The organism is Caballeronia hypogeia (assembly GCF_001544875.2).
Taxonomy (GTDB): Bacteria; Pseudomonadota; Gammaproteobacteria; order Burkholderiales; family Burkholderiaceae; genus Caballeronia; species Caballeronia hypogeia.
Window position 1 is genome coordinate 1 of the sequence record NZ_FCOA02000034.1, and the last position, 20,687, is coordinate 20,687.

Genomic DNA, 20,687 nt, shown 5'->3' on the forward strand with positions numbered 1-20,687 from the left:
TCCCGAAGAACCAGCCGCACTTGCATCAAGCGCCCACACTTATCGGCTGTTAGTTTTTAAAGAGCACATCGCAAAACCGAGTCATCACATCAACTTCCGTCTTGCGTCGCTGCGTTGTCAGCAGCAGAGAAACGAGATTATGACTAACCGATGACGCTCCCGCAACCCCCTCTCGCAAATTATTTTTTTCTGCGTCCGCCCGGTGCATCCGAACACCCAATTTCCAGGCTAGGGGTTTCGAACGCCGAATTCCCTGAATGATCTCCTCGCCCGCAAATCAATAACCGGGCAACTCAGCTTCCGAAGAACGGCGAACAGAAGCCGGCAGGCCCGACGCAATCCGCAGCCGACGTCGCGTCGTGCTTCATCGACATAGGCATGCGCGCCGAGCTCGCACTCGAGGCCGCGCCGCCGGCGTGCGTGCCGCCATAGGCTTCGTTGGCTTCGTTCGTGTTCTGTTGTGCGGCGACTTTCGCCTCCGCAGCCTGGATGTCGGCGGGATAGTTGGCTTGCTCGCCCATTGCAGGCGAGTATCCGGCGCGTTCGAGCTGCACGAGCTCCGCCTTCACTTGAGCGCGCGTGAGCGGACCGTTCTGGCTTTGCGCGAAAGCGAAGGTGGGCGCCGCGACGACGGCGAGAGACACGACGAGTTTGGCGATGACGTTCATGATGTTCCGACTCCGATAGAAAAGGTTGACCGGATCGCGAGCGATCCACGAACCTCATCGAACGCACAGGGCCCTTGCGCGGCTTCGACTCACTCGACTTACGTTTCAAGTTGTGAGGCTTCGAATGGTTAACCCGGGCACACGGCGATCTATTCCCGCAGCGGAACGGAATTTCCTTGGGCATCGCGCGATGCGTCCGTTACGGCCGGGCGTCGCTATCGAATAGAAACATCAAGCAGGGAACGAGAAGAGAAGCGCGGAGGACGAACCGGATGAGGAGTCCGGCAAGGCGCCAGCCAGCACCCGTCCACCGCATCGCTATTGTGAAGCAAGACGGCGCGAAGATCAGCGCCGCCCGCGTTGAAGATGCCTTGCCGATCTCGCAACAATGGCGCAGCGGGGCGCGCGTGCTCAGTGCGTATCCGGCACGAGATGCACGCGCTTCTCGGTCGCGGCCTCGACGGCCGCACGCGAATACAGCAACGGGAAATACTCCCCTTTGAGCCACATCTGCGCGAGGTCGCGATAGTGCGGGCTATCCGGATCACCCGACTCGCCTGGCAGATTCACGGCGCGCGAGTCATCCCAGTTGCCGACATCGACGACCACACGAAACGACGGTCCGTTCGTCTCTCGGAAATCGCTCGCGCGATAGGTGGACTGATTCGGCGTGTACGCGCTGCCGCCCTTGCCTATGGGGCCGACGTTGAGTTTGGCGCGCATGTCGGCATCGACGGCATCGGCGAGCGGGTGCGCATTCAGGTTCGTCTGCAGCTTGCCCCATTGCCACTGACTCGCATCGTCGCCTTGCAGACGACGCATCTCCGCATAGGCATCATGCAGGCTCGACAACATCACGGCATCGCGCTTGCGCCGTGCGTCATCGCCGAAGCGTGTCTCGGGACGCTCGAGCGTATCGAGCATGACGGCGGTATCCGGTGCGCCGAACGCCGCCGCCGCGCTCTTCGGCAACACCGCCTCCTTGAACGCGCGTCCGAGATGTCGCGACAACCAGACTTCCTCCAGCGCCGCTTGCGGAGAGTCAGCACCCATGTGCGCATCCCAGCCCTTGAGCATTGCGAGCGCGGCGCGCGTGTCCTCGTCATCGCTTGAAAGCGGCGCAAGCAAGGCCACGAGACGGCGCGCTGGAATCGACACGATGTCGTTCTGCAAGCGCTCCGAGTCCTCGATCGACACCTTGGGCGACGCTTTCAGTACCTCGTCGATGCGCTGATGACGCGATCCGTTGGTCCATTCGAAACCGAGCTTGCGCTCCGCATACGGATAACCCGCAGGCAGATTCATCTCGTTCGACGTGGTGAAGTAGCCTTGCGCGGGGTTGTACACGGACGGCATCGCATCGCGCGGCCAGAAGCCGTCCCATTCATAGCGACCGTCGCCCGGCACCGGCATCAGGCCATCCCAGTTCGGGCGTCTGGGCGCAAGTCCGCTCGGCACCCAGCCGATGTTGCCGTCCTTGTCCGCATAGACCTGGTTGACCGTCGGCGCGCCCCAGGTCGCAAGCGCGGCCTTGAATTGCGCGTAGTTCTTCGCACGGATGTAGCGCATCGAATCGAAGTACGGCGACATGCCCGGAGACAGCCACGCGGTACGCACCGCAAACGCGCGATGCTTGCTCTCTTCCGTGTAGATCACGGGACCGTGCCGCGTGAACAGCAAGTCCGCGCTCACGGGCGTCCCGTCACGCACCGCGATCCGCTCATGTACGACTCGCATCGGCTCCCATTTGCCCTTGTAGCGATATTCGCGCGGATTCGCCGGATTCAGCTCATACACATAGAGGTCTTCCTGATCGATGTTGAAGATCGTGAGACCGTATGCAATGGAACCGTTATGCCCGATCGAAATGCCCGGCGCGGAAGGCTCGCCCGCACCGATGATATCGAGGGTCGGCGTGCTGATCTGCTGGATGTATCTCAAGCTCGGCGCGGCGTAGGCGCGATGCGGATCGTTCGCCATGATCGCGCGGCCGGTGGCCGATTTCGACGGCGCGATTACCCAGTTGTTGCTGCCTTCGGTGACTTCCTCGGGATTGTCGGCCGCGGCGATGATCGTGGTCGTTGCGTCCGCGCTTTTCAACGATTCCTTCGTCACATGCACGCCCTGCGTCGCGAGCGTGAAGACCTTGAGGACGTCGTCGGGGAGACAGGGATCGAGGCCCTCGGGCATCTGCGCTTTCCAGGACGGCTGAAGGCCGAAGCGCACGTTGTCCGAGTCGAGCGAACTCTTGCAGGCGACACGCGCACGCGCCACTTCGCTGGTCAGATTTCGGGTGAGACCATGACTGCGGATGCGCACGATGTCGTCCGCGCTCCATTTCGCGGGCCAATAGCCAATCTTGCGGAACTCATAGGGCATGCGGTCCGGATGCGCCGCGAGCCAGCCGATGTATGCGTTCACGCCGGCCGCGAAGCGGGTCGCGGCAGGCTTCGCATCGGGCCCGTAGCGTTGCCATTCCTTCGCCATGTCGCCGCGATAAAGGAAGAGGCGCGTGGCCTTGTCCTGCTCCACATAGGCGGGACCGAAGACCTCCGCAAGCTCGCCGAGGCCGCGTCTGCGCCACAGATCGATCTGAAACAGACGATCGCGCGCCGCGTTGAAGCCTTGCACGAAGAAGGCATCGCTGTCGTTGGCCGCGAAAATATGCGGCACACCCCAGCGGTCGATCAGGATATCGGATGGCTGCGACAGGCCCGCGACAGTGATGGTTTCGTCGCTCGCCGTGTCCGCGTATGCAATTCTTGCCGTCAGCGGCGCCATCATCAGCGTGCCCGCGACGAGCGCGAGCAGACGTTGCCCCTTCTTTCCCTTCATGGGTGCGTCTCCTTCTTTTAGGTGTTGATCAGGATCTCGCGATATCGCAATGTAATTCGAATGCAATCGACGCGCAAAGGCTGATCGAATCCCGCATGTCGATTCAGCGAGCTCTTGATCGTCGTGGTACGGAGGCGTCTAACCGGATCCGCACCCCTAGCAAAGGAGATATCTGATGACCACAACCGCCGAAATCCTCGATCCTGTCGAGATAGCCAGGCGCGTGTACGAGGCCTATGTCACGAAGAACCGCGCCGCGATCGAGGCGATCATCGCCGATGATTTCCACTTCACCAGTCCGCGCGACAACCGCCTCGATCGCGCAACCTACTTCGCGCGTTGCTGGCCGAATTCGCATATCACGGAAGAGTTCCGGTTCGTTCATCTGGTTCGCGACGGGGAGCGCGTGTTCGTCACCTACGATCTGCGCATGAAGGACGATGGCGCATTCCGCAACACCGAGATTCTCACTATCCGGAACGGCAAGCTGGTCGAAGCAGAAGTGTTCTTCGGGTGGATGATTCCGCATGAAGCACCGGAGGGCGGGCACATTTGATTTGATTCGGATGTCGAATCGTGACGACTTCTTCTATCATGTCGTGCCGCCGCAACCGCCGACATCGCGCGCGGCAGCTATACCGTCGACAACTTGACCTTCGGACTCGGGCCGCGCGTAACAATGACGATCGTCTCGCCGTGGACCAAGGGCGGCTTCGTGTGCTCGCAGGTGTTCGCTCACACTTCGGTGATCCGCTTCATCGAAGGGCGCTTCAATGTGATGGAGCCGAACATCACGGCCTGGCGCCGCGTGGTGCCCGCGCGCCGCCCGCCGCGACGGTCGAGGAAACGTGGGTGCTCGCCGCCAGCCACCATAGGTATGACCTGAGCGTAAGCGATCGCAACGACGCCCGCCTCTCGCGCAGAAATCGCGGGATACGTCGAAAGCCGAGCATCACCGCCCCGGCCGCCCCCGCCGGTCACAACGGCAGGCTAAGTGACTTGAACCCGCCCCCAAGGGACCGAATCGCATCGAACGGATTCGAATCGGGGCGGGATCCGCATTATCTATTCGTCCTTTCGCGGATGTTCCTGTAGCGCCGCTTCGCGAATGATCTCCGCGAATTTCTCCAGGGCCTGCAACGGGCCACTGACGCTGTTGTATTCCTGAGTGCCGATCCGACCTTCCAGTACGACCGAAAAGCCGCAGTCCTGCGCCAATTCCAAAAGCTTATCCATATCGCATTCGCCTCTTTGTCGCATATTGCGCAGCACAAGAAATGCCTGCCTGAAGAACTCTTTGCGCTTTCATTAGCTCGCTAATACAGATTCGCAATTCGTGCCGTTTTCCGCGTTATGCGCGGCGGCGCACTAACAAATGTGCGATTCCGCTCATATTCTTTTCATGCAACAGTCATAAACGGATGGAGTAGTGAGAAGTGAATGCGTTTGATATAGCAATTCAAACCTGGCTGGTAAGTATTGCGTCTTCGTCTGTCATATTTACTCACGCAGTGCACGCAATTGCTGACTTTTACCTGGCCAAAGGTGTCATTCCGCTCGCCATTTTGTGGGCAATCTGGTTCAGGCCCGGAGAGACACTGAGATGGCGCCGCGAAATGGTGATCTGTATTTTGTGCGCTGCGCTTATCGCGTTTCTGCTCGGCAGGCTTTTAGCGCTTACCTTGCCGTTTCGAATGCGGCCGATCTACGATCCGAATCTTCACCTGAGCTTTTCGCTTCCGGATACAACCGGCAAATTCCTCCGCATGTGGAGTTCGTTTCCCAGTGATCACGCCGCGCTGTGGATGGCAATCGCAGTGGGCATCTTCCTCGTCTGGCGCTGGGTCGGCGTGCTCGCGATTATTCATTGCGTCGTCTTCGTGTGCCTGCCGCGCGTCTATCTGGGATTGCATTACCCGACTGATGTGATCGGGGGCGCGGTGATCGGCGCGCTCTGCGCGTGGCTCCTCACGCGCGCGCCGTTGCGCACGCGCATCGCGCCGCTCCTCGTGCGCTTCATGGAATACCGTCCGGCCGTAGGCTACATGCTCGCATTCCTGTTGTTCTTCGAACTCGCGACGATGTTCGACGAGCCGCGCGTGATCGCCATGTCGGTCATCAAGGCGCTGTAACCCCTCCCCCCCCGATTTTTCAACGCACGCGCCCCAACGGGCGCGTGCTCTTCTATTCTTTTCCTGACACGCCGACGGAGCGGTAAAAAGAACGCGCCGCGCTTGACACCGATTCCATGCTTCATTTATTGTTTGGTAGACCAACCAACATCGAAGTTCATTGCATTCGTGGAGCGCGCCATGAGCCGCATTTCCGGCACACCGATCTGCCTGCTGCTCGCCGCGGCGCTCGTTGCGTGCTCCCATCAGGACCGCGACGGCTATCAGGGCTATGTCGAGGGAGAGTTCGTCTATCTCGGCTCATCTCAGTCGGGCAAGCTCACCGAGTTATCCGCCACGCGCGGGCAGACGCTGCACGCTGGCACAGGCGCCTTCGCCCTCGAATCCGCCGATGAAACCGCCGCTCTGGATCAGGCGAAGCGCCAGCTCGCCGCCGCGCAATCGCAACTCGATGACATGCTCACGGGCAAGCGCGCCCCGGAAGTAGCCTCGGTACGCGCGCAACTCGCCCAGGCACGCGCGAACGCCCGCAAGGCCGCCTTGCAGTTGAGCCGCGACGCGGCGCAGTTCGGCGTGGGCGGCATCGCCCGAGGACAGCTCGACGACTCTCGTGCGAACGCCGAGGCCACCGCCGCGCAAGTCCGCGATCTCGGCGAACAGGTCGAAATCGCTCGCCTGCCCGGACGGCCGCAGCAGATCGGCGCGCAGCGCGCGCAAGTGGCGGCCGCACAGGCCGCAGTCGCGCAGGCCCAGTGGAAGCTCGATCAGAAGCGCGTCGCCGCGCCAGCGGAAGGACTGGTGTACGACACGCTTTATCGCGTGGGCGAATGGGTTCAGGCGGGAAGTCCCGTCGTGCAGATGCTGCCGCCGCAAAACGTGAAGGTGCGTTTCTTCGTACCCGAAGCCGTCGTGGGGAGTCTCGCGACAGGGCGCGCGATAACCATCCATTGCGACGGATGCGCCGAAGACGTGCCTGCGAAGATCACCTATGTGTCGAATCAGGCGGAATATACGCCGCCGGTCATCTACAGCAACGAGAGCCGCTCGAAGCTCGTGTTCATGGTCGAAGCGCATCCGCAGCCAGCCGATGCAGCGAAGCTTCATCCCGGCCAGCCCGTGGCGGTGAGGCTGCAATGAGCGGGCACGAAACCCAGTACGTCATCGACGTGCACGATCTCAACAAGCATTTCGGCGACAAGCACGTCGTCAACAACGTGACGCTGCAAGTGGCGCGCGGCGAGATCTTCGGCTTTCTAGGCCCCAACGGCAGCGGCAAGACGACCTCCATCCGCCTGATGTGCGGGCTGCTCACGCCCGATTCGGGCAGCGGGACGTGTCTCGGCTATGACATCGTGCGCGAAAGCGAAGAGATCAAGCGAAACGTCGGCTATATGACGCAGCGGTTTTCGTACTGGGAGGATCTGACGATCCGCGAGAATCTCGACTTCGTCGCGCGCATCTATCAGATGAAGAACCGGCGCGAGGCCGTCGACCGCTCGCTCGAAGCACTCGGCCTGCAAAGCCGCGCGAAACAATTGACGGGCTCGCTCTCGGGCGGATGGAAGCAGCGTCTCGCGCTCGCCGCCTGCATGCTACATGAACCAAAGCTGCTGCTGCTCGACGAACCCACCGCCGGCGTCGATCCCACCGCGCGCCGCGACTTCTGGGAAGAGCTGCATCGTCTCGCTGCGCAAGGCATCTCCGTGCTGGTCAGCACGCACTATATGGATGAAGCCGAGCGCTGCCACAAGCTCGCTTATATCGCTTACGGCAAGCTGCTCGCGCAGGGCACGGCCAGTGAAGTGATCGCCTCGCAGAATCTCGCCACGTGGGTCATACACGGCGAGCGTCTCAGCGCGCTCTCGGAGCGTCTGCGCAAGACGCCCGGCGTCGATCAGACGGTGGTGTTCGGCGCCGCGCTGCATGTGAGCGGCAGCGATCACGCCGCGCTCGAACAGGCCGTGCGCGATGCGACCAAAGACGGCGCGACGCACGCCGAGCCCGTCGAAACCGGTCTCGAGGATGTCTTCATCTATCTGATGAGCCATTCGACCGACAACTTCAAGGTGGCGTCATGAACGCGCGCGGCCCACTCGCAATGTTCACGCGCTTCTCCTTCACGCGCTGGTGGAGCATCGTCACCAAGGAGTTCCTGCAATTGCGGCGCGATCGCATCACCTTTGGCATGATCGTGGGCTTGCCGATCGTGCAGCTCGCGCTGTTCGGCTATGCGATCAACACGGACCCGAAGCACTTGCCCACTGCGATCATCACGGCGGATCAGAGTCCGTTTTCGCGCAGCTTCATCGCGGCCATGGAGCATTCGCAATACTTCGATATCGTCGAAACCCTGCCCGATGACGAAGCTGGCCGCCGCGCGCTCGCGCAAGGCCGCGTGCTGTTCGTGCTGAACATTCCCGCCGATTTTTCGCGCAGGCTGCTGCGCGGCGAACGGCCCGCGCTGCTCGTCGAAGCGGACGCCACCGATCCGACCGCGGTCAGCAAGGCGACCATGGCCCTGTCGAATCTCGCGCAGTCGGTTGCGCAAAAGGACATCACGGGGCCGCTCGCCTACCTCAATGGCAGGCCCGCCGCCTTCGACGTACAGGTGCACAACCTCTACAACCCTGAAGGCATCACGCAATACAACGTCGTGCCGGGCCTGATGGGCGTGATCCTCACGATGACGCTCGTCATGATGACGGGCCTCGCCATCACGCGCGAACGCGAACGCGGCACAATGGAAAACCTGCTCGCGACTCCGGTGCGACCCATCGAAGTGATGACCGGCAAGATCATCCCTTATGTATTCATCGGCCTGATTCAGGCGACCATCATTCTCATGGCCACGCGCTTCGTGTTCCATGTACCGCTGATCGGCAATCCGTTCGCGATCTATCTCGCCGCGCTGCTCTTCATTGCCGCGAATCTGACCGTGGGCATCACGCTGTCGTCGCTTGCGCAGAACCAGCTTCAGGCCATGCAGCTCACCATGTTCTATTTCCTGCCGAACATCCTGCTCTCGGGTTTCATGTTTCCGTTTGCGGGCATGCCGCGATGGGCGCAGTTCATCGGCAATCTGCTGCCGCTCACGTACTTCAACCGCCTGATTCGCGGCATTCTGCTCAAGGGCAACGGCTGGGCGGACCTGTGGCCTTCCGTCTGGCCGATGATGCTGTTCACCGTCATCGTGATGGGCATCGCGCTGCGCTTCTACCGGCGTACGCTGGATTGAGGAGACGTCGATGAAACCGCTCGTTCCGTTCTGCGTCCTCGTGCTGTACGGCTGCACGGTCGGTCCCGACTTTCATTCGCCCGCCCCGCCCGATACGCAGAGTTACATCAAAACGCCGCCACAGACACCTCTTTCGACAGTGACGCCGCAGCGCTTTCCATCGGCCGATCGTGCGTTGCCGCTGTGGTGGACGCAGTTCGGCTCGGACGCGCTGAACCATCTCGTCGATCGCGCGCTGGAGGACAGCCCGACGCTCGAACAGGCCCGCGCGAGACTCGTGCAGGCGCGCGAAGACTACCGCGCGCAAGCGGGCGCGACTTACTTCCCGTCCGTCGACGCTTCGCTGTCCACGTCGCGTCAGAAAGTCGATCCCGCCGCGTTCGGCGTGCCGATACCGGCGCCGGGGCCGTTCACGCTTTACGACGCATCGGTGAGCGTGTCTTACACACTCGATGTCTTCGGCGGCGAGCGGCGCGCGCTCGAAGCACTGCGCGCGCAAGTGGATTACCAGTCGTTCGAGCTGGATGCGGCGCGTCTTTCGATCGCGGGCAATGTCGTCGCCACCGTGATACGACGCGCGTCGTTGCAGCAGCAGATCACGCTGACGGAACGTCTCGCCGATGCACAGGCCCGCCAACTGTCGATCATGGAGGGCCGGCTGAAAGCGGGCGGCGTCGCGCAACTCGACGTGCGCAGCCAACGCACGCTGCTCGAGCAGACACGCGCGAGCCTGCCATCGCTAGTCACGCAACGCGATCAGGCCGATCATCGTCTTTCAGTGCTCACCGGAGTCGAGCCGTCCAAAGCCGACTTCGATGCGATCACGCTCGACTCGCTGCATCTGCCCGGCGACGTTCCGCTCACGCTGCCTTCGACGCTCGCGCGCGAACGTCCCGACATCCGCGCAACGGAGGCGTTGTTGCATCAGGCCAGCGCGCATGTCGGGGTGGCGACGGCCGATCTCTATCCGAAGTTCTCGCTCACGGCGGGTGCGGGCAGCCAGCGCACCAGCATTCGCGACATGCTGAACAGCATGAACGTGTGGAATGTGGGACTCAATCTGACGCAGCCGCTCTTTCATGGCGGCGAGCTGCGTGCGAAGAAACGTTCGGCGGAAGCGGCCTATGATGCAGCGCTGCAAGCGTACCGTCAGACCGTGCTCGACGCGCTGCAGCAAGTCGCCGACAGCCTGAGCGCGCTGCAGAACGATGCCGGCGCATTGCAGTCGCGGGAAGTGGCGGCGAGCGAAGCACAAGCGAGTCTCGACACGACCATGGCGCGTCACGCGGCGGGCGGCGTGAGCCGCTTCGAATTGCTTGACACCCAGCGGCAGGCGCTGCAAACGCAACTCGACTACGCGCTCGCGCAAGCGAACCGGCTCTCGGACACGGCCGCGCTGTTCCAGTCGCTGGGTGGCGCGGGTGAAGACATGAAAGCCGCCTCCGCGCCGCGATGAAAGCGGTTGCGCCCGCAACTATCCGCCGAGCGTCGCAAGCCGATGCTTGAGCACCTTGCCGCTCGCCGATACCGGCAACGCGTCGAGAATGCGGATGGACGATGGCCGCTTGTAGGGCGCGAGCCGCACGCTTGCCCAGTCGGCCAGTTCACGCTCGCTGGCCACGCTGCCTGGCCGCAATTCGACGAACGCCAGCACCTCCTCGTTGCCCTCGACATGCCGCCCGACCACGGCGGAATGCAGCACATCGGGATGACTGTTGAGCGCCTGCTCCACTTCGGCGGGATAGACGTTGAAGCCCGAGCGGATGATGAGTTCCTTGCTGCGCCCGACGATATACAGCTCGCCGTGTTCGAAGCGCGCGAGGTCGCCGGTCCTGAGCCAGCCATCCGGCGTGACCGTGGCCGCCGTCTGCGCCGGATCGCGGTAATACCCGAGCATGACGTTCGGCCCGCGGACCCACAATTCGCCGGTGTCGTCGTGTGCATCGGCTTGTTGCGCGAGTGGCACGATGCGCGCTTCGACTCCCGGCACCAGCGGACCGACGGACGCGTCACGCGCGGGCGCGTCGAGACGCGTATTGGACACGGTGGGACTGGTCTCGGTCATGCCGTAGCCGTTGTGCAGCGGCACCCCGTAGAACGCCTCGGCCGCGGCCTTCAGCGACATGTCGAGCGGCGAGCCGCCGCAATAGACGAAGCGGAGCGAGGACGCGTGCAGGCCGCCTTCCGGCGTGTAGCGGTCGATCAGCTTCGCATGCATCGCCGGCACGCCCTGAAAGATGGTCATGCGCTCGTCGCGAAGCACGCGACCTGCCTGCTCGGTGTCGAAGCGCGCTGCCAGCCGCAGCGTCGCGCCCGCATACAACGAGCCGAGACATACCGATGTGAGACCGAAGACATGCGAGATGGGCAACACGGCATAGACGCGATCATCGGGGCCGACACGGCGCAGCGTGCTCGATATCGCCGCGACGAACAGCAGATTGCGATGCGACAGCATCACGCCTTTCGGCGCGCCCGTCGTGCCTGTCGTGTAGATGAGCGCCGCGCATTGGCGATTTGCAGGCAGACCATGCGGCTCCTGCCCGGATGACGCATCGACGGCGCTCAATGCGAACGCGCCTATCGGCGTGGCGTCGAGCGTCTCCGTGCGCGCCGCGTCGCGTTGCGCGTGATGCGCGGCGTCGTCGGATGCTTCGACCGTGAAGAAGGCAATGCGCGGTTTCGCGTGCGCGCGGATCGCATCGAGCTCGACGGCGGACAGACGCGCATTGGCCACGAGCGCCCATGCATCGAGCCGGCTCACGGCAAAGAACGCCGTGACCAGCGCGACGCTGTTCTCGCCGACCAGCATCACGCGATCGCCCGCGCGCACGCCCGCCGCCGCGAAACGCGAGGCCAGCGCATCGACAGCGTGCTCCAGTTGCGCATACGTCAGCGCGCGGGCGTCCTCGCGCAACGCGATGTGTTCGGGCTGAGCGATCGTCCCGCGCGTGACGATCGCGTCGATGCGCTCGGGCAGCGAGGCGATGAGCGCATCGACATCGATGCTGTGTGCGGAAGCGTTCATTTCAGGCGAGATCGTTCGTGACAGTGACGCCGGGATGATAACGTCCGTGCTCAATCCTTGAGATCGCGGCGATGCGCGAGCAACGCCATCAAACGACGATCGCGCCAGCGGCTGCGCTCTTCGATTTTGTCGCGCGGCAATTCGGCGCGTCGTTCGGCATCGAGCCGGTCGAGCGTGTCGGCGGACCAGTCGAACGGTTTGCGCCCTGCCGCGATGCTTCGATAGGTGCCGCCATAACGCGACGCATAATCGGCCACACCGCCGGGCGCGTTGAGGTCGATGGTTTCGAACGGCCCCATGAACGACCAGCGCATCGCGAGTCCGTCGCGCATGACGGTGTCGAGATCGGCGGCGCTCGCATAGCCTTGTTCGTAGAGACTCAAGGCTTCGTCCAGGACCGCGCCTTGCAGACGATTGAGCAGAAAGCCCGCGATCTCGCGATTGACGGTCACGGGTTTTTGCTTCGCCTCTTCATAGATCGCGCGGGCGCGCTCCATCGTCTCGCGCGAAGTCCACGGCGCGCCGCACAACTCGACGAGCGGCACGAGCGAAGGCGGATTCACCGGATGCGCGACCAGACAGCGCGCGCGCCCTTGCAGGCCTTCCGTGAAGGTCGACGCGGGCAGTCCCGAAGTCGAGCTTGCGAGCAGCGCATCGGGCTTCGTCAGACGGTCGAGCTCGGTGAAGAGCGCGCGCTTGGCCTCCACCACTTCCGCGATGTTCTCCTGCACGAGATCCGCATCGGCGACGGCATCGGCGAGGCTCTCGCATGCGCCGATGCGCGCGACAATCGTATCGACCGGTTCGTCGATCAGATCGAATGACGCGAGATCCTGCACGCTTTCGCGGATCGCGGGAATCGCGCCCGCAAGCATTTCCGGCGACGCGTCGTGAATCGTCACGTTGAAGCCGCTCTTCGCGAACACGATCGCCCACGCCCGGCCGATGCGGCCCGAGCCGATCACCGCAATGTTCTTCGCTTGCATCTGTGTATGGTCCTCGTCCCGTTCAGAAGTTGGTGTCGGCGGCGCCTTTGAGCTTGAGCATGTCGCGCGCATCGGCGGGCGTCGCGATATCGAGCGACAAGCCTTCAATCACTTGCCGGATCTTGCGCACCTGCGCCGCGCTCGATTCCGCGAGCCTGCCCGGCTCGATCCACAACGAATCTTCCAGACCGACGCGCACGTTCGATCCCTGCGCGAGGCCCATCGAGCCGAGCGGAATCTGATTGCGGCCAGCGCCGAGAATCGACCACACATAGTCCTTGCCGAAGAGACGATCCGCAGTGCGCTTCATGTGCGCGAGGTCTTCCGGATGCGGCCCGATGCCGCCCAGCAAACCAAACACGCTCTGCACGAAAAACGGCGGCTTCGCGAGCCCGCGATCGACGAAATGCGCGAGGTTGTAGAGGTGCGAGATGTCATAGCACTCGTATTCGAAGCGCGTGCCGTTCGCGCCGCACGAGGTCAGGATGTATTCGATATCCGCGAAGGTGTTCTTGAAGACGAGATCGCGGCTGTTCTCCAGATGCTTGCGCTCCCATTCGTACTTGAATTCCTTGAAGCGTTCCAGCATCGGATAGAGGCCGAAGTTCATCGAGCCCATGTTCAGCGACGCCACCTCCGGTCTGAAGTGATGCGCGGGTTTCAGCCGTTCCGCGACGGTCATATGCGGGCTGCCGCCCGTCGTGAGGTTGATGACGGCATCCGTTTCCGCCTTGATGCGCGGCAGGAACTCCTGAAACACGGCGGGCTCCTGCGTCGGGTGACCATCGTTCGGATCGCGCGCGTGCAGATGGATGATCGCGGCGCCCTCCTTCGCGGCGGCCAGCGCCGCATCGCCGATCTGCTGCGGCGTGAGGGGCAGATACGGCGACATCGAAGGCGTATGGATCGCGCCGGTCGGCGCGCAGGTGATGATGACCTTGCGTTTCGTTGCCATTTATTCCTCTTGTTTTAAAGGACTTCCACGTTGCCGCAGACCGATATCGCTTGCCCCGAAATGCCGCTGCCCGCCGGAGAGCACAGAAAGAGCGCAGTGGCCGCGATTTCCTCGGGCGTCGTCATGCGTCGCAGCGACACCTTCGCGAGATACTGCTGCTCCATCTCTTCATAGGAGAGCTTCAGTTGCTTCGCGCGCGCGGCGATCACGCGCTCGATGCGCGGCCCTTTTACGATGCCCGGCTGGATCGCGTTGACGCGTATGTTCGACGGCCCGAGCTCGATCGCCAGGCTCTTGATCATGCCGACCACAGCCCACTTCGTCGCGGCATACGGCGTTCGGAATGCATAGCCGAGCCTTCCCGCCACGGATGACAACGCGATGATCGTCCCGCCGCCATGCGCGTCGCGCAACAGCGGCACCGCGCGGCGCGCGAAATAGAACTGCGCGTTCAGATTGACGTCGATGGTCTGCTGCCACTCCTTCACGTCGAGCGTTTCGATATCGCCCGTCGGGCCCGCGATGCCCGCGTTGTTCACGAGCACGTCGAGTCCGCCGAGCTCCTTCCGCACGTCGGCGAACACGCGCTCGACGGCAGCGTCGTCCGATACGTCCGCGAGCGTCGACGTGATCGCGTTGCACTCCGTCTGCGCTTCGGCGCGCGTCAATGCATCGATGGCCTCGGCGCTCGAATCGCAGACGTGCACGCGCGCGCCCGCATCGATGAACGCGCGCGCCATCACGAGCCCGATGCCCGATGCGCCGCCCGTGATCAGCACGCGCAAGCCCGCGTGCGGTTTCAACATCTGCAAAACCGTCATGCCTGTCTCCGTTGTTGTCGTTGCGCTCAGGCGCTCGCCTGCGCGCCGTCCTTGTTGCATGCCTGAAGTCTTTCGCGCAGGTCGGCTGCCGCATCGCCGATATCCTTCTCGATGCCCGCGCGCGCGCCTTCGCCGTCGCCACGCCAGAGCGCTTCGACGATGAGCCGGTGCGCGACCATCGAAAGCCGCATGTGGGGAATGTCGGGGGCGACGAGATTGAGGAACGGGCCGATACGCATCCACAGGTTCTGGATCGTCGCGAGTGTGAGATCGCTGGCGCCGTGCGTGTAGATGGCGATATGAAATCCGAAGTTACTGCGCAGATACGCGGGCGCGTCACCGGCTTCGACCTGCGCGTTCATCGTGTCGAAGATGGCTTGCAGGGCTTCGAGATGCGCGCGCGTCATGCGCGACGCCGCGCGCTTCGCGACCGCGCCTTCCAGTGCGCAACGCACGTCGCGCAACTCTTCGAGCAGTTCGAGGGTCATGGGCGGCACCATCAGCGCACGGCCCGGACCGTCGATCAACGCGCCTTCCGCCTGCAATCGCGTGAGCGCGGCGCGCACCGGCATGGTCGAGGAACCCACCGCTTCGGCCACGCTGCGCAGGCTCAGCAGTTGTCCGGGCGCGATGCGGCCTGACATGATGGCCTGCCTGAGTTGCGCGTAGACTCGTCCGGCCATGGTTTCGCGTGCAACCAATTCGAGCGCGGGCAAGTCCGTCGTCGAGCGTGTCGCCACATCTGCCTCCGTTCTTTCGTTCGGTTGCGGGGATGCTTCGAGAAGATGCTTCGGAAATCGTGTGACCTGTGATCACACTTGCAGGGCTAGAGTGTCGGACGCGAGAACGCGTGAGTCAACGCTGAATTACTAAGTGAAAACGCGAAGAGGTCGAACCCATCTATTCGAAGCGCGCTTGCACCGCGCGCTGGATCTCCTCGAACGCGACCGGCTTCACGAGATGATGGTCGAAGCCGGCTTCCTTCGAGCGCTGACGATCATGCGCCTGGCCATAACCCGTCACCGCGATCAGCAATGCATTGGCAGTGGCGGGACGCGCGCGCATCTCGCTCGCGAGGCGGTAGCCGTCCATGCCCGGCAGGCCGATATCGAGCAGCACGATCTGCGGCGCGAAAGTCTCGGAGAGCGCGAGCGCTTCGTGCGCGTCGTGCGCGGTGCGCACATCGAAGCCGTCTGCTTCGAGCAGGAGCGCCATTGCGGTGGCCGCGTCCACGCTGTCGTCCACGAGCAGCACGCGCTTGCCGCCGCTCACGCTCGCGGGCGCCGGCGCGACGTCCGGCGTCGTCACCCGTGCATCCTTCGCGAGCGGCAGCCATACGGCGAACTCGCTGCCCGCCTGCGGTCCCGCCGAAAACGCCTCGATGCGCCCGCCCTGCAATTCGACGAGCGTCTTCGCAAGCGGCAGGCCGATGCCGAGCCCGCCCTCCGAACGTTCGAGCGAAGTTTCGGATTGCACGAACAGATCGAAGATATGCGGCAGCATGTCCGGCGAAATGCCGATGCCCCTGTCGCGCACGGTCACGCGCGCTTCATCGCCGAACTGCTCGGTCTCGATCGCGATCTCGCCTTCCTCCATGCTGTACTTCGACGCATTCGACAGCAGATTGCCGAAGACCTGTGCAAGCCGCACGTTGTCGCCGGTTACATAAAGCGGCGCATCCGGCAGCTTCACCGTCAGCGCATGGCGCTTGCGTTCGAGCGCGGGCTGCACGGTTTCGATGGCGGCCGCGAGCGCCGCCGCGAGATCGACCGTTTCCTGGCGCAGCGTGATCTTGCCCTGCGTGATGCGCGCGACATCGAGCAGATCGTCGACCAGGCGGCTCAGATGGCGCACCTGTCTGTCGATGATCGCGCGCACGGTCGCGAAGTGCTGCACCGAAGGCTCGCGGTCGGGGTCCAGCAGATCGACCGCGTTGCGGATCGGCGCGAGCGGATTGCGCAGCTCGTGCGCGAGCATCGCGAGAAATTCGTCCTTGCGGCGATCGGCTTCGCGCAACAGAAGTTCGGCGGCCTTGCGCTCGGAGATGTCGTTGACGATGCCCGCGACGCGATACGGCCGCGCCGGATGCCCCGCCGCGCCGCGCACCTGAAATGCCCGCTCGGCGACCCAGCGCGGCCCGCCGCTCGCGCGCGTGATGCGGTATTCGACCTGATACGGCGTGCCGTTGGCGAGCAACTGGCGATACGCCTCGGCGACATGATCGCGGTCGAGCGGCAGGATGTCGCCGGACCAGTGATCCGGGCCCGGCACGGGCGCGGGCGCGCCGCCGCCGCTATCGAACAGATGCGTGTACGCGGGGCTCACATAGAGCAGCTCGTTGGCTGCGGGATCGAGCATCCAGAACACGTCGTCGATATTCTCGGCGAGCTGGCGAAAGCGTTCCTCGCTCTCGCGCAACGCATTCTCCGCGAGCCGCACGCGCAACAGCGCGCGCACGTGCGCGATCAGCTCGGCAGGCTCGACCGGCTCGGTCAGATAACTGTCCGCGCCGCCTTCGAGACCGCGAATCCGGTCGAGGCTATGCACCGCCGCCGCCGAGGTCTGCAACACGAGCGTGCTCGCGGTCTCCGGCTGCGCCTTGATCTGCCGGCACACTTCAAGCCCGTTGATGTCGGGCAGCTTCACGTCGAGCAGCACGAGATCCGGCACTTCGGCGCGCACGCGTTCGAGCGCGGCGTTGCCGGTGGCGGCCTCGATCACGTTGAAGCCCGCGCGCGACAGGATGCGCGTTTTCGCGTAACGCGCGCCGTCGTTGTCATCGACGTTGAGGATCAGCACCTCGTTCCAGTCGCTTCTCATGATCGTTCCTTGCCCGTCACCGCATTCAGGACGCCCGGCAGTTCGCCGCCGCCCACCGGATGCTCGACGAACGCGGCCGCGCCCAGCGCCTGCGCCTCGTTGCGGTCTTCCGCCTCGCCCAGCACGACGATCGGAATGCTGCGCGTCGCGGCTTGCGCGCGCAAGGCGGCGAGCCAGATCCACGCTTCGGTCGGCGCGGGCCGCACCGCCAGCAGCAGCGCGACGGGCGAAGTGCGCGCGAGCAGCCGGCTCGCTTCGTCGAGCGTCGCGGCGCTCATCGCGCGATAGGGCGTGGCGCGCAACGCGGCCTCGCAGTCCAGGCGTTCGATCGGATTGCTCGCGACGACCAGCACGGCCGGACGCGCATCGCCCGCCGGATGATGCGCCGCATCGAAATCCGCGCCGTAATGCGCGGGAATCGTCGCGCTGAACACCGAGCCGCGCCCGGCTTCGCTCGTGAGCGACACATCGCCGCCCAGCAGCTTGCAGAGCTTGCGGCACAGCGGCAGGCCGAGCCCCGTCCCCTTCGTGTATTGCTGAAGGCGGTTCTCGACCTGACCGAATTCCTCGAATACGACCTGCTGATGCTCCGGTGCAATGCCGATGCCCGTATCGCTGACCGAAAACGTGATCAGTCTGCGCCCCTCGTCGTAACTCGCGCCAACGCGCACGTAGCCGCGCTCGGTGAACTTGAGCGCGTTCGACACGAAGTTGCGCAGCACCTGCGCAACCTTGGCTTCGTCAGTGCAGATGGTCGGGAGGCCTTCGCACGATTCGAACACGAGCTCCACCGCGCCGCCCGGCGACAGCGGCCGCAGCATGCCGCGCAGCGCCGAGAACAAGGTGTCGACTTCGAATTCGGCCGGACGCACCTCGATCTTGCCGGCTTCGATCTTCGCGAGATCGAGCAGGTCGTCGACCGTTTCCGACAGATCTTCGGCCGCCTTGCGGATGAAGCGCACCTGCTTTTCCTGCTCCTCGGTCAGTTCGCCGTCGATACGTTCGAGCAGGAGCTTCGACAACGCGCGGATCGACGAGAGCGGCGTGCGGAACTCGTGACTCATGTTCGACAGAAAGCGCGACTTCGATTCGTCCGCGCGGCGCAGATGATCGGCGCGAGCATCGAGCTCCGCATACAGCGCGACGACGCCGCGATTCGTGTCTTCCAGCTCGCGCGTGAGGCGCGTCAGTTCTTCCTGGCGCTCGCGCAGGTCCGCGAGCGCGCCGATCAGCTCGCGGTTCTGACGTTGCAGCTCCGCCGCCGTGTCCTCGTTCGACTGACGCAGGAGCGCATCCGTCGCCGCCTGCGTGTTGCACGGCACGCCCTCGGGCATCGCCTTGGCAAGCGATATCGAGGTGCCGCCATCGGCTTCGTCGGCGATCGCGCAATGGTCCATCAGGCGCTGCGCCGCAAGCAGGCCGAGCGCGGCCTGCGAATCGTCGTGACGGATCGCGCGCAGACGCTCGCGTGCGCCGGCGCCGGCCTGAAACCGCACGATGAAGCGCGGCGGGCGCGTGGCGTCATCGACGAGAAATTCCGCGCGCGCCGCCTGCTCCGCGATCAGCACCGTGCGCGCCGCCTCCAGCACGGACGTGGAAATGCGCGTCTGGTCCTGCGGCGAGAAGCCGAGCGCGGCGCTCGCATCGCGCGCCTTGACGCGCGCCGCGACGATATCGCGCTCGTCTTCGATCCGCATCGTGTAGAGCGCGCGCGTCATCATGCGCTCCGGGCCGCGCGGGCGACGAACACGGTGACATCGTCGCGCCCGCGCGCGAAGTCGCGGTACAGCACCGCCGCAACCAGCGACGGATGGCGGATGGCGAGACCCGGATATCGCTCGAGATCCCAGCGCGAAGTCAGTCCGTCGGAATGCAGCACGACGAGCGCGTCGGGCGGGCACGGCACGTCGAACAACTGCGCGCGCCGCGCCGCATGCCCGACGATGCCGCTGTGCGACACCAGATGCCGGTGCGAGCCTTCCGTCCACACGCTCGCCGCGATGTTGCCGATGCCCGCGAACGTCACCGGCGCGCCGTCCAGCGACGCGAACGCCGGCATCCGCGCGATGCCGACCGCCGCGCCGCGCGTCGGGCGCAGCGCGTGGTTGGCGGCATCCATGATGGTTTCGAGCGCCAGTTCGCCCTGGGCGGCGAGCACCTTCGCCGCTTCGATCGCGGCGACATTGGCAAGCGGCCCGTGGCCGAGGCCATCGGCGACGAGCACGGTGAATTCGCCCCCATGCGCGTGACACGACCATGCATCGCCGCACACGGTTTCGGTTTGCAGCGGCAGGTTCACGACGCCGTACACGGGATGCGCGGCGGCCGGCGGCGCGGCGGCGGCCGCGTTCCAGAACACGACGCGCAGCACGGTGCCCTGCCCCGGCGCGCTCCAGATGTCGAGTTCGTCGGAGAGTCGTTCGATCGCGCCCATGCCGTTGCCGGGGCTGCCCGCCGTCGTGTAGCCGTCCTCGAAGCAGCGATGCAGATCGGCGATGCCCGGCCCGCTGTCGATGCTCAGCACCTCGATGCCGTAACGCAGCGCGGGCGCGCCGCCATCGACGAGCGGGCGCACCAGCAGTTCGCCGCGTTCCGCGTGCTTGAGCAGATTGGTGCCGCATTCGGTGACGACGATCGCGAGTTCGCCCGCAATCGTCTCGTTGAAACCGAGCCCGCGCGCAAGCTCGCCGACGGAGCGCCGCGCATAGGCGATCTGGCTCGCCTCGGCGATCTCGTAGCGCTGCTGCGCGGCCATCGATTCCTTCAGAACGGTTTCCATTTGGTGATCGATACGTGCGTGCCCTCGCCCGGCGCCGAGCGGATGTCGAATTCGTCGCACAGCCGTTTGGCGCCGCCCAGGCCGAGACCCAGGCCGTTGCCCGAGGAGAAGCCGTCGGAGAGCGCGCGCTGGATATCGGCGATGCCGGGCCCGTTGTCGACAAATTCGAGTTTGAGGCCGCGGCGGCCATTGCGCTCGACGAGGTAACAATGCGCGTCGCCGCCGCCGCCGTAGATGACCGTATTGCGTGCCAGCTCGCTCGCCGCCGTGACGAACTTGGTCTGATCGATCAGAGACAGGCCTTGCGCGACCGCCTTCTCGCGCACGAACTGGCGCAGCCGCACGATCTGCTCGTCGGAGCGGATCGGCAGCGTGTCGGGCGGCGACGAGGACATCGGCGCGGCTGTGGAGTTGAAGATCGTCATGGA

At 64.2% G+C, this 20,687-nt stretch carries 18 protein-coding genes and 1 pseudogene; 7 read left to right on the forward strand and 12 right to left on the reverse strand.

The window, feature by feature from the left end; genetic code table 11:
* Positions 1-293: 293 nt before the first annotated feature.
* Entirely contained in the window at positions 294-668 is a 375-nt protein-coding gene (locus AWB79_RS31895) for a DUF4148 domain-containing protein (RefSeq protein WP_061171440.1), read from the reverse strand.
* A gap of 411 nt (positions 669-1,079) precedes the next feature.
* The gene (locus AWB79_RS31900) at positions 1,080-3,452 is read right to left on the reverse strand and encodes a penicillin acylase family protein (RefSeq protein WP_061171499.1); all 2,373 of its coding nucleotides are present in this window, start codon (positions 3,450-3,452) and stop codon (positions 1,080-1,082) included.
* A gap of 226 nt (positions 3,453-3,678) precedes the next feature.
* On the opposite strand from AWB79_RS31900, the gene AWB79_RS31905 reads away from it, so the two are divergent.
* On the forward strand, positions 3,679-4,059 hold the full coding sequence (locus AWB79_RS31905; protein ID WP_061171441.1) for a nuclear transport factor 2 family protein: 381 nt from the start codon (positions 3,679-3,681) through the stop codon (positions 4,057-4,059).
* 4 nt (positions 4,060-4,063) lie between these two features.
* Positions 4,064-4,317, forward strand: a pseudogene (locus AWB79_RS38970) (alkaline phosphatase family protein); the annotation flags it as partial.
* A 251-nt stretch (positions 4,318-4,568) separates the two neighbouring features.
* Here the strand turns inward: AWB79_RS38970 and AWB79_RS40225 are convergent.
* Complete coding sequence (locus AWB79_RS40225) at positions 4,569-4,739, reverse strand: hypothetical protein (protein WP_198399140.1); 171 nt, start codon at positions 4,737-4,739, stop codon at positions 4,569-4,571.
* A gap of 275 nt (positions 4,740-5,014) precedes the next feature.
* Here AWB79_RS40225 and AWB79_RS31910 point away from each other — a divergent pair, with 275 nt between their 5' ends.
* From AWB79_RS31910 to AWB79_RS31930, 5 genes are all read left to right on the forward strand, one after another.
* Positions 5,015-5,635, forward strand: a complete 621-nt coding sequence (locus AWB79_RS31910) for a phosphatase PAP2 family protein (RefSeq protein ID WP_232471084.1) — start codon at positions 5,015-5,017, stop codon at positions 5,633-5,635.
* A 180-nt stretch (positions 5,636-5,815) separates the two neighbouring features.
* Positions 5,816-6,772, forward strand: a complete 957-nt coding sequence (locus AWB79_RS31915; RefSeq protein WP_061171443.1) for an HlyD family secretion protein — start codon at positions 5,816-5,818, stop codon at positions 6,770-6,772.
* On the forward strand, positions 6,769-7,713 hold the full coding sequence (locus tag AWB79_RS31920; RefSeq protein ID WP_061171444.1) for an ABC transporter ATP-binding protein: 945 nt from the start codon (positions 6,769-6,771) through the stop codon (positions 7,711-7,713). The genes AWB79_RS31915 and AWB79_RS31920 overlap by 4 nt, the downstream gene beginning before the upstream one ends.
* A complete protein-coding gene (locus tag AWB79_RS31925) occupies positions 7,710-8,870 on the forward strand; it encodes an ABC transporter permease (protein ID WP_061171445.1) in 1,161 nt (386 codons plus the stop codon). Before AWB79_RS31920 ends, AWB79_RS31925 begins: the two co-directional genes overlap by 4 nt.
* Positions 8,871-8,880: 10 nt before the next feature.
* Positions 8,881-10,326 (forward strand): efflux transporter outer membrane subunit, encoded by a 1,446-nt coding sequence (locus AWB79_RS31930; RefSeq protein ID WP_061171446.1) that lies wholly within the window; start codon positions 8,881-8,883, stop codon positions 10,324-10,326.
* A gap of 18 nt (positions 10,327-10,344) precedes the next feature.
* Here AWB79_RS31930 and AWB79_RS31935 read toward each other — a convergent pair whose 3' ends face one another.
* From AWB79_RS31935 to AWB79_RS31975, 9 genes are all read right to left on the reverse strand, one after another.
* The gene (locus AWB79_RS31935) at positions 10,345-11,898 is read right to left on the reverse strand and encodes a class I adenylate-forming enzyme family protein (RefSeq protein ID WP_061171447.1); all 1,554 of its coding nucleotides are present in this window, start codon (positions 11,896-11,898) and stop codon (positions 10,345-10,347) included.
* 50 nt (positions 11,899-11,948) lie between these two features.
* Positions 11,949-12,884 (reverse strand): 3-hydroxyacyl-CoA dehydrogenase, encoded by a 936-nt coding sequence (locus tag AWB79_RS31940; protein WP_061171448.1) that lies wholly within the window; start codon positions 12,882-12,884, stop codon positions 11,949-11,951.
* Between the two features lie 22 nt (positions 12,885-12,906).
* On the reverse strand, positions 12,907-13,839 hold the full coding sequence (kce, locus tag AWB79_RS31945) for a 3,5-dioxohexanoate:acetyl-CoA acetone transferase (RefSeq protein ID WP_061171449.1): 933 nt from the start codon (positions 13,837-13,839) through the stop codon (positions 12,907-12,909).
* A gap of 14 nt (positions 13,840-13,853) precedes the next feature.
* Positions 13,854-14,660: an SDR family oxidoreductase gene (locus AWB79_RS31950; protein ID WP_061171450.1), complete on the reverse strand. Its 807-nt coding sequence runs from the start codon at positions 14,658-14,660 to the stop codon at positions 13,854-13,856.
* A 26-nt stretch (positions 14,661-14,686) separates the two neighbouring features.
* Positions 14,687-15,343, reverse strand: a complete 657-nt coding sequence (locus AWB79_RS31955) for a GntR family transcriptional regulator (RefSeq protein WP_061171500.1) — start codon at positions 15,341-15,343, stop codon at positions 14,687-14,689.
* 217 nt (positions 15,344-15,560) lie between these two features.
* Entirely contained in the window at positions 15,561-17,480 is a 1,920-nt protein-coding gene (locus AWB79_RS31960) for a hybrid sensor histidine kinase/response regulator (RefSeq protein WP_061171451.1), read from the reverse strand.
* Entirely contained in the window at positions 17,477-19,201 is a 1,725-nt protein-coding gene (locus AWB79_RS31965; protein WP_232471085.1) for an ATP-binding response regulator, read from the reverse strand. The genes AWB79_RS31960 and AWB79_RS31965 overlap by 4 nt, the downstream gene beginning before the upstream one ends.
* Positions 19,198-20,259, reverse strand: a complete 1,062-nt coding sequence (locus AWB79_RS31970; RefSeq protein WP_061171452.1) for an ATP-binding SpoIIE family protein phosphatase — start codon at positions 20,257-20,259, stop codon at positions 19,198-19,200. Before AWB79_RS31970 ends, AWB79_RS31965 begins: the two co-directional genes overlap by 4 nt.
* A complete protein-coding gene (locus tag AWB79_RS31975) occupies positions 20,244-20,684 on the reverse strand; it encodes an anti-sigma regulatory factor (RefSeq protein ID WP_061171453.1) in 441 nt (146 codons plus the stop codon). Before AWB79_RS31975 ends, AWB79_RS31970 begins: the two co-directional genes overlap by 16 nt.
* Positions 20,685-20,687: the final 3 nt, after the last annotated feature.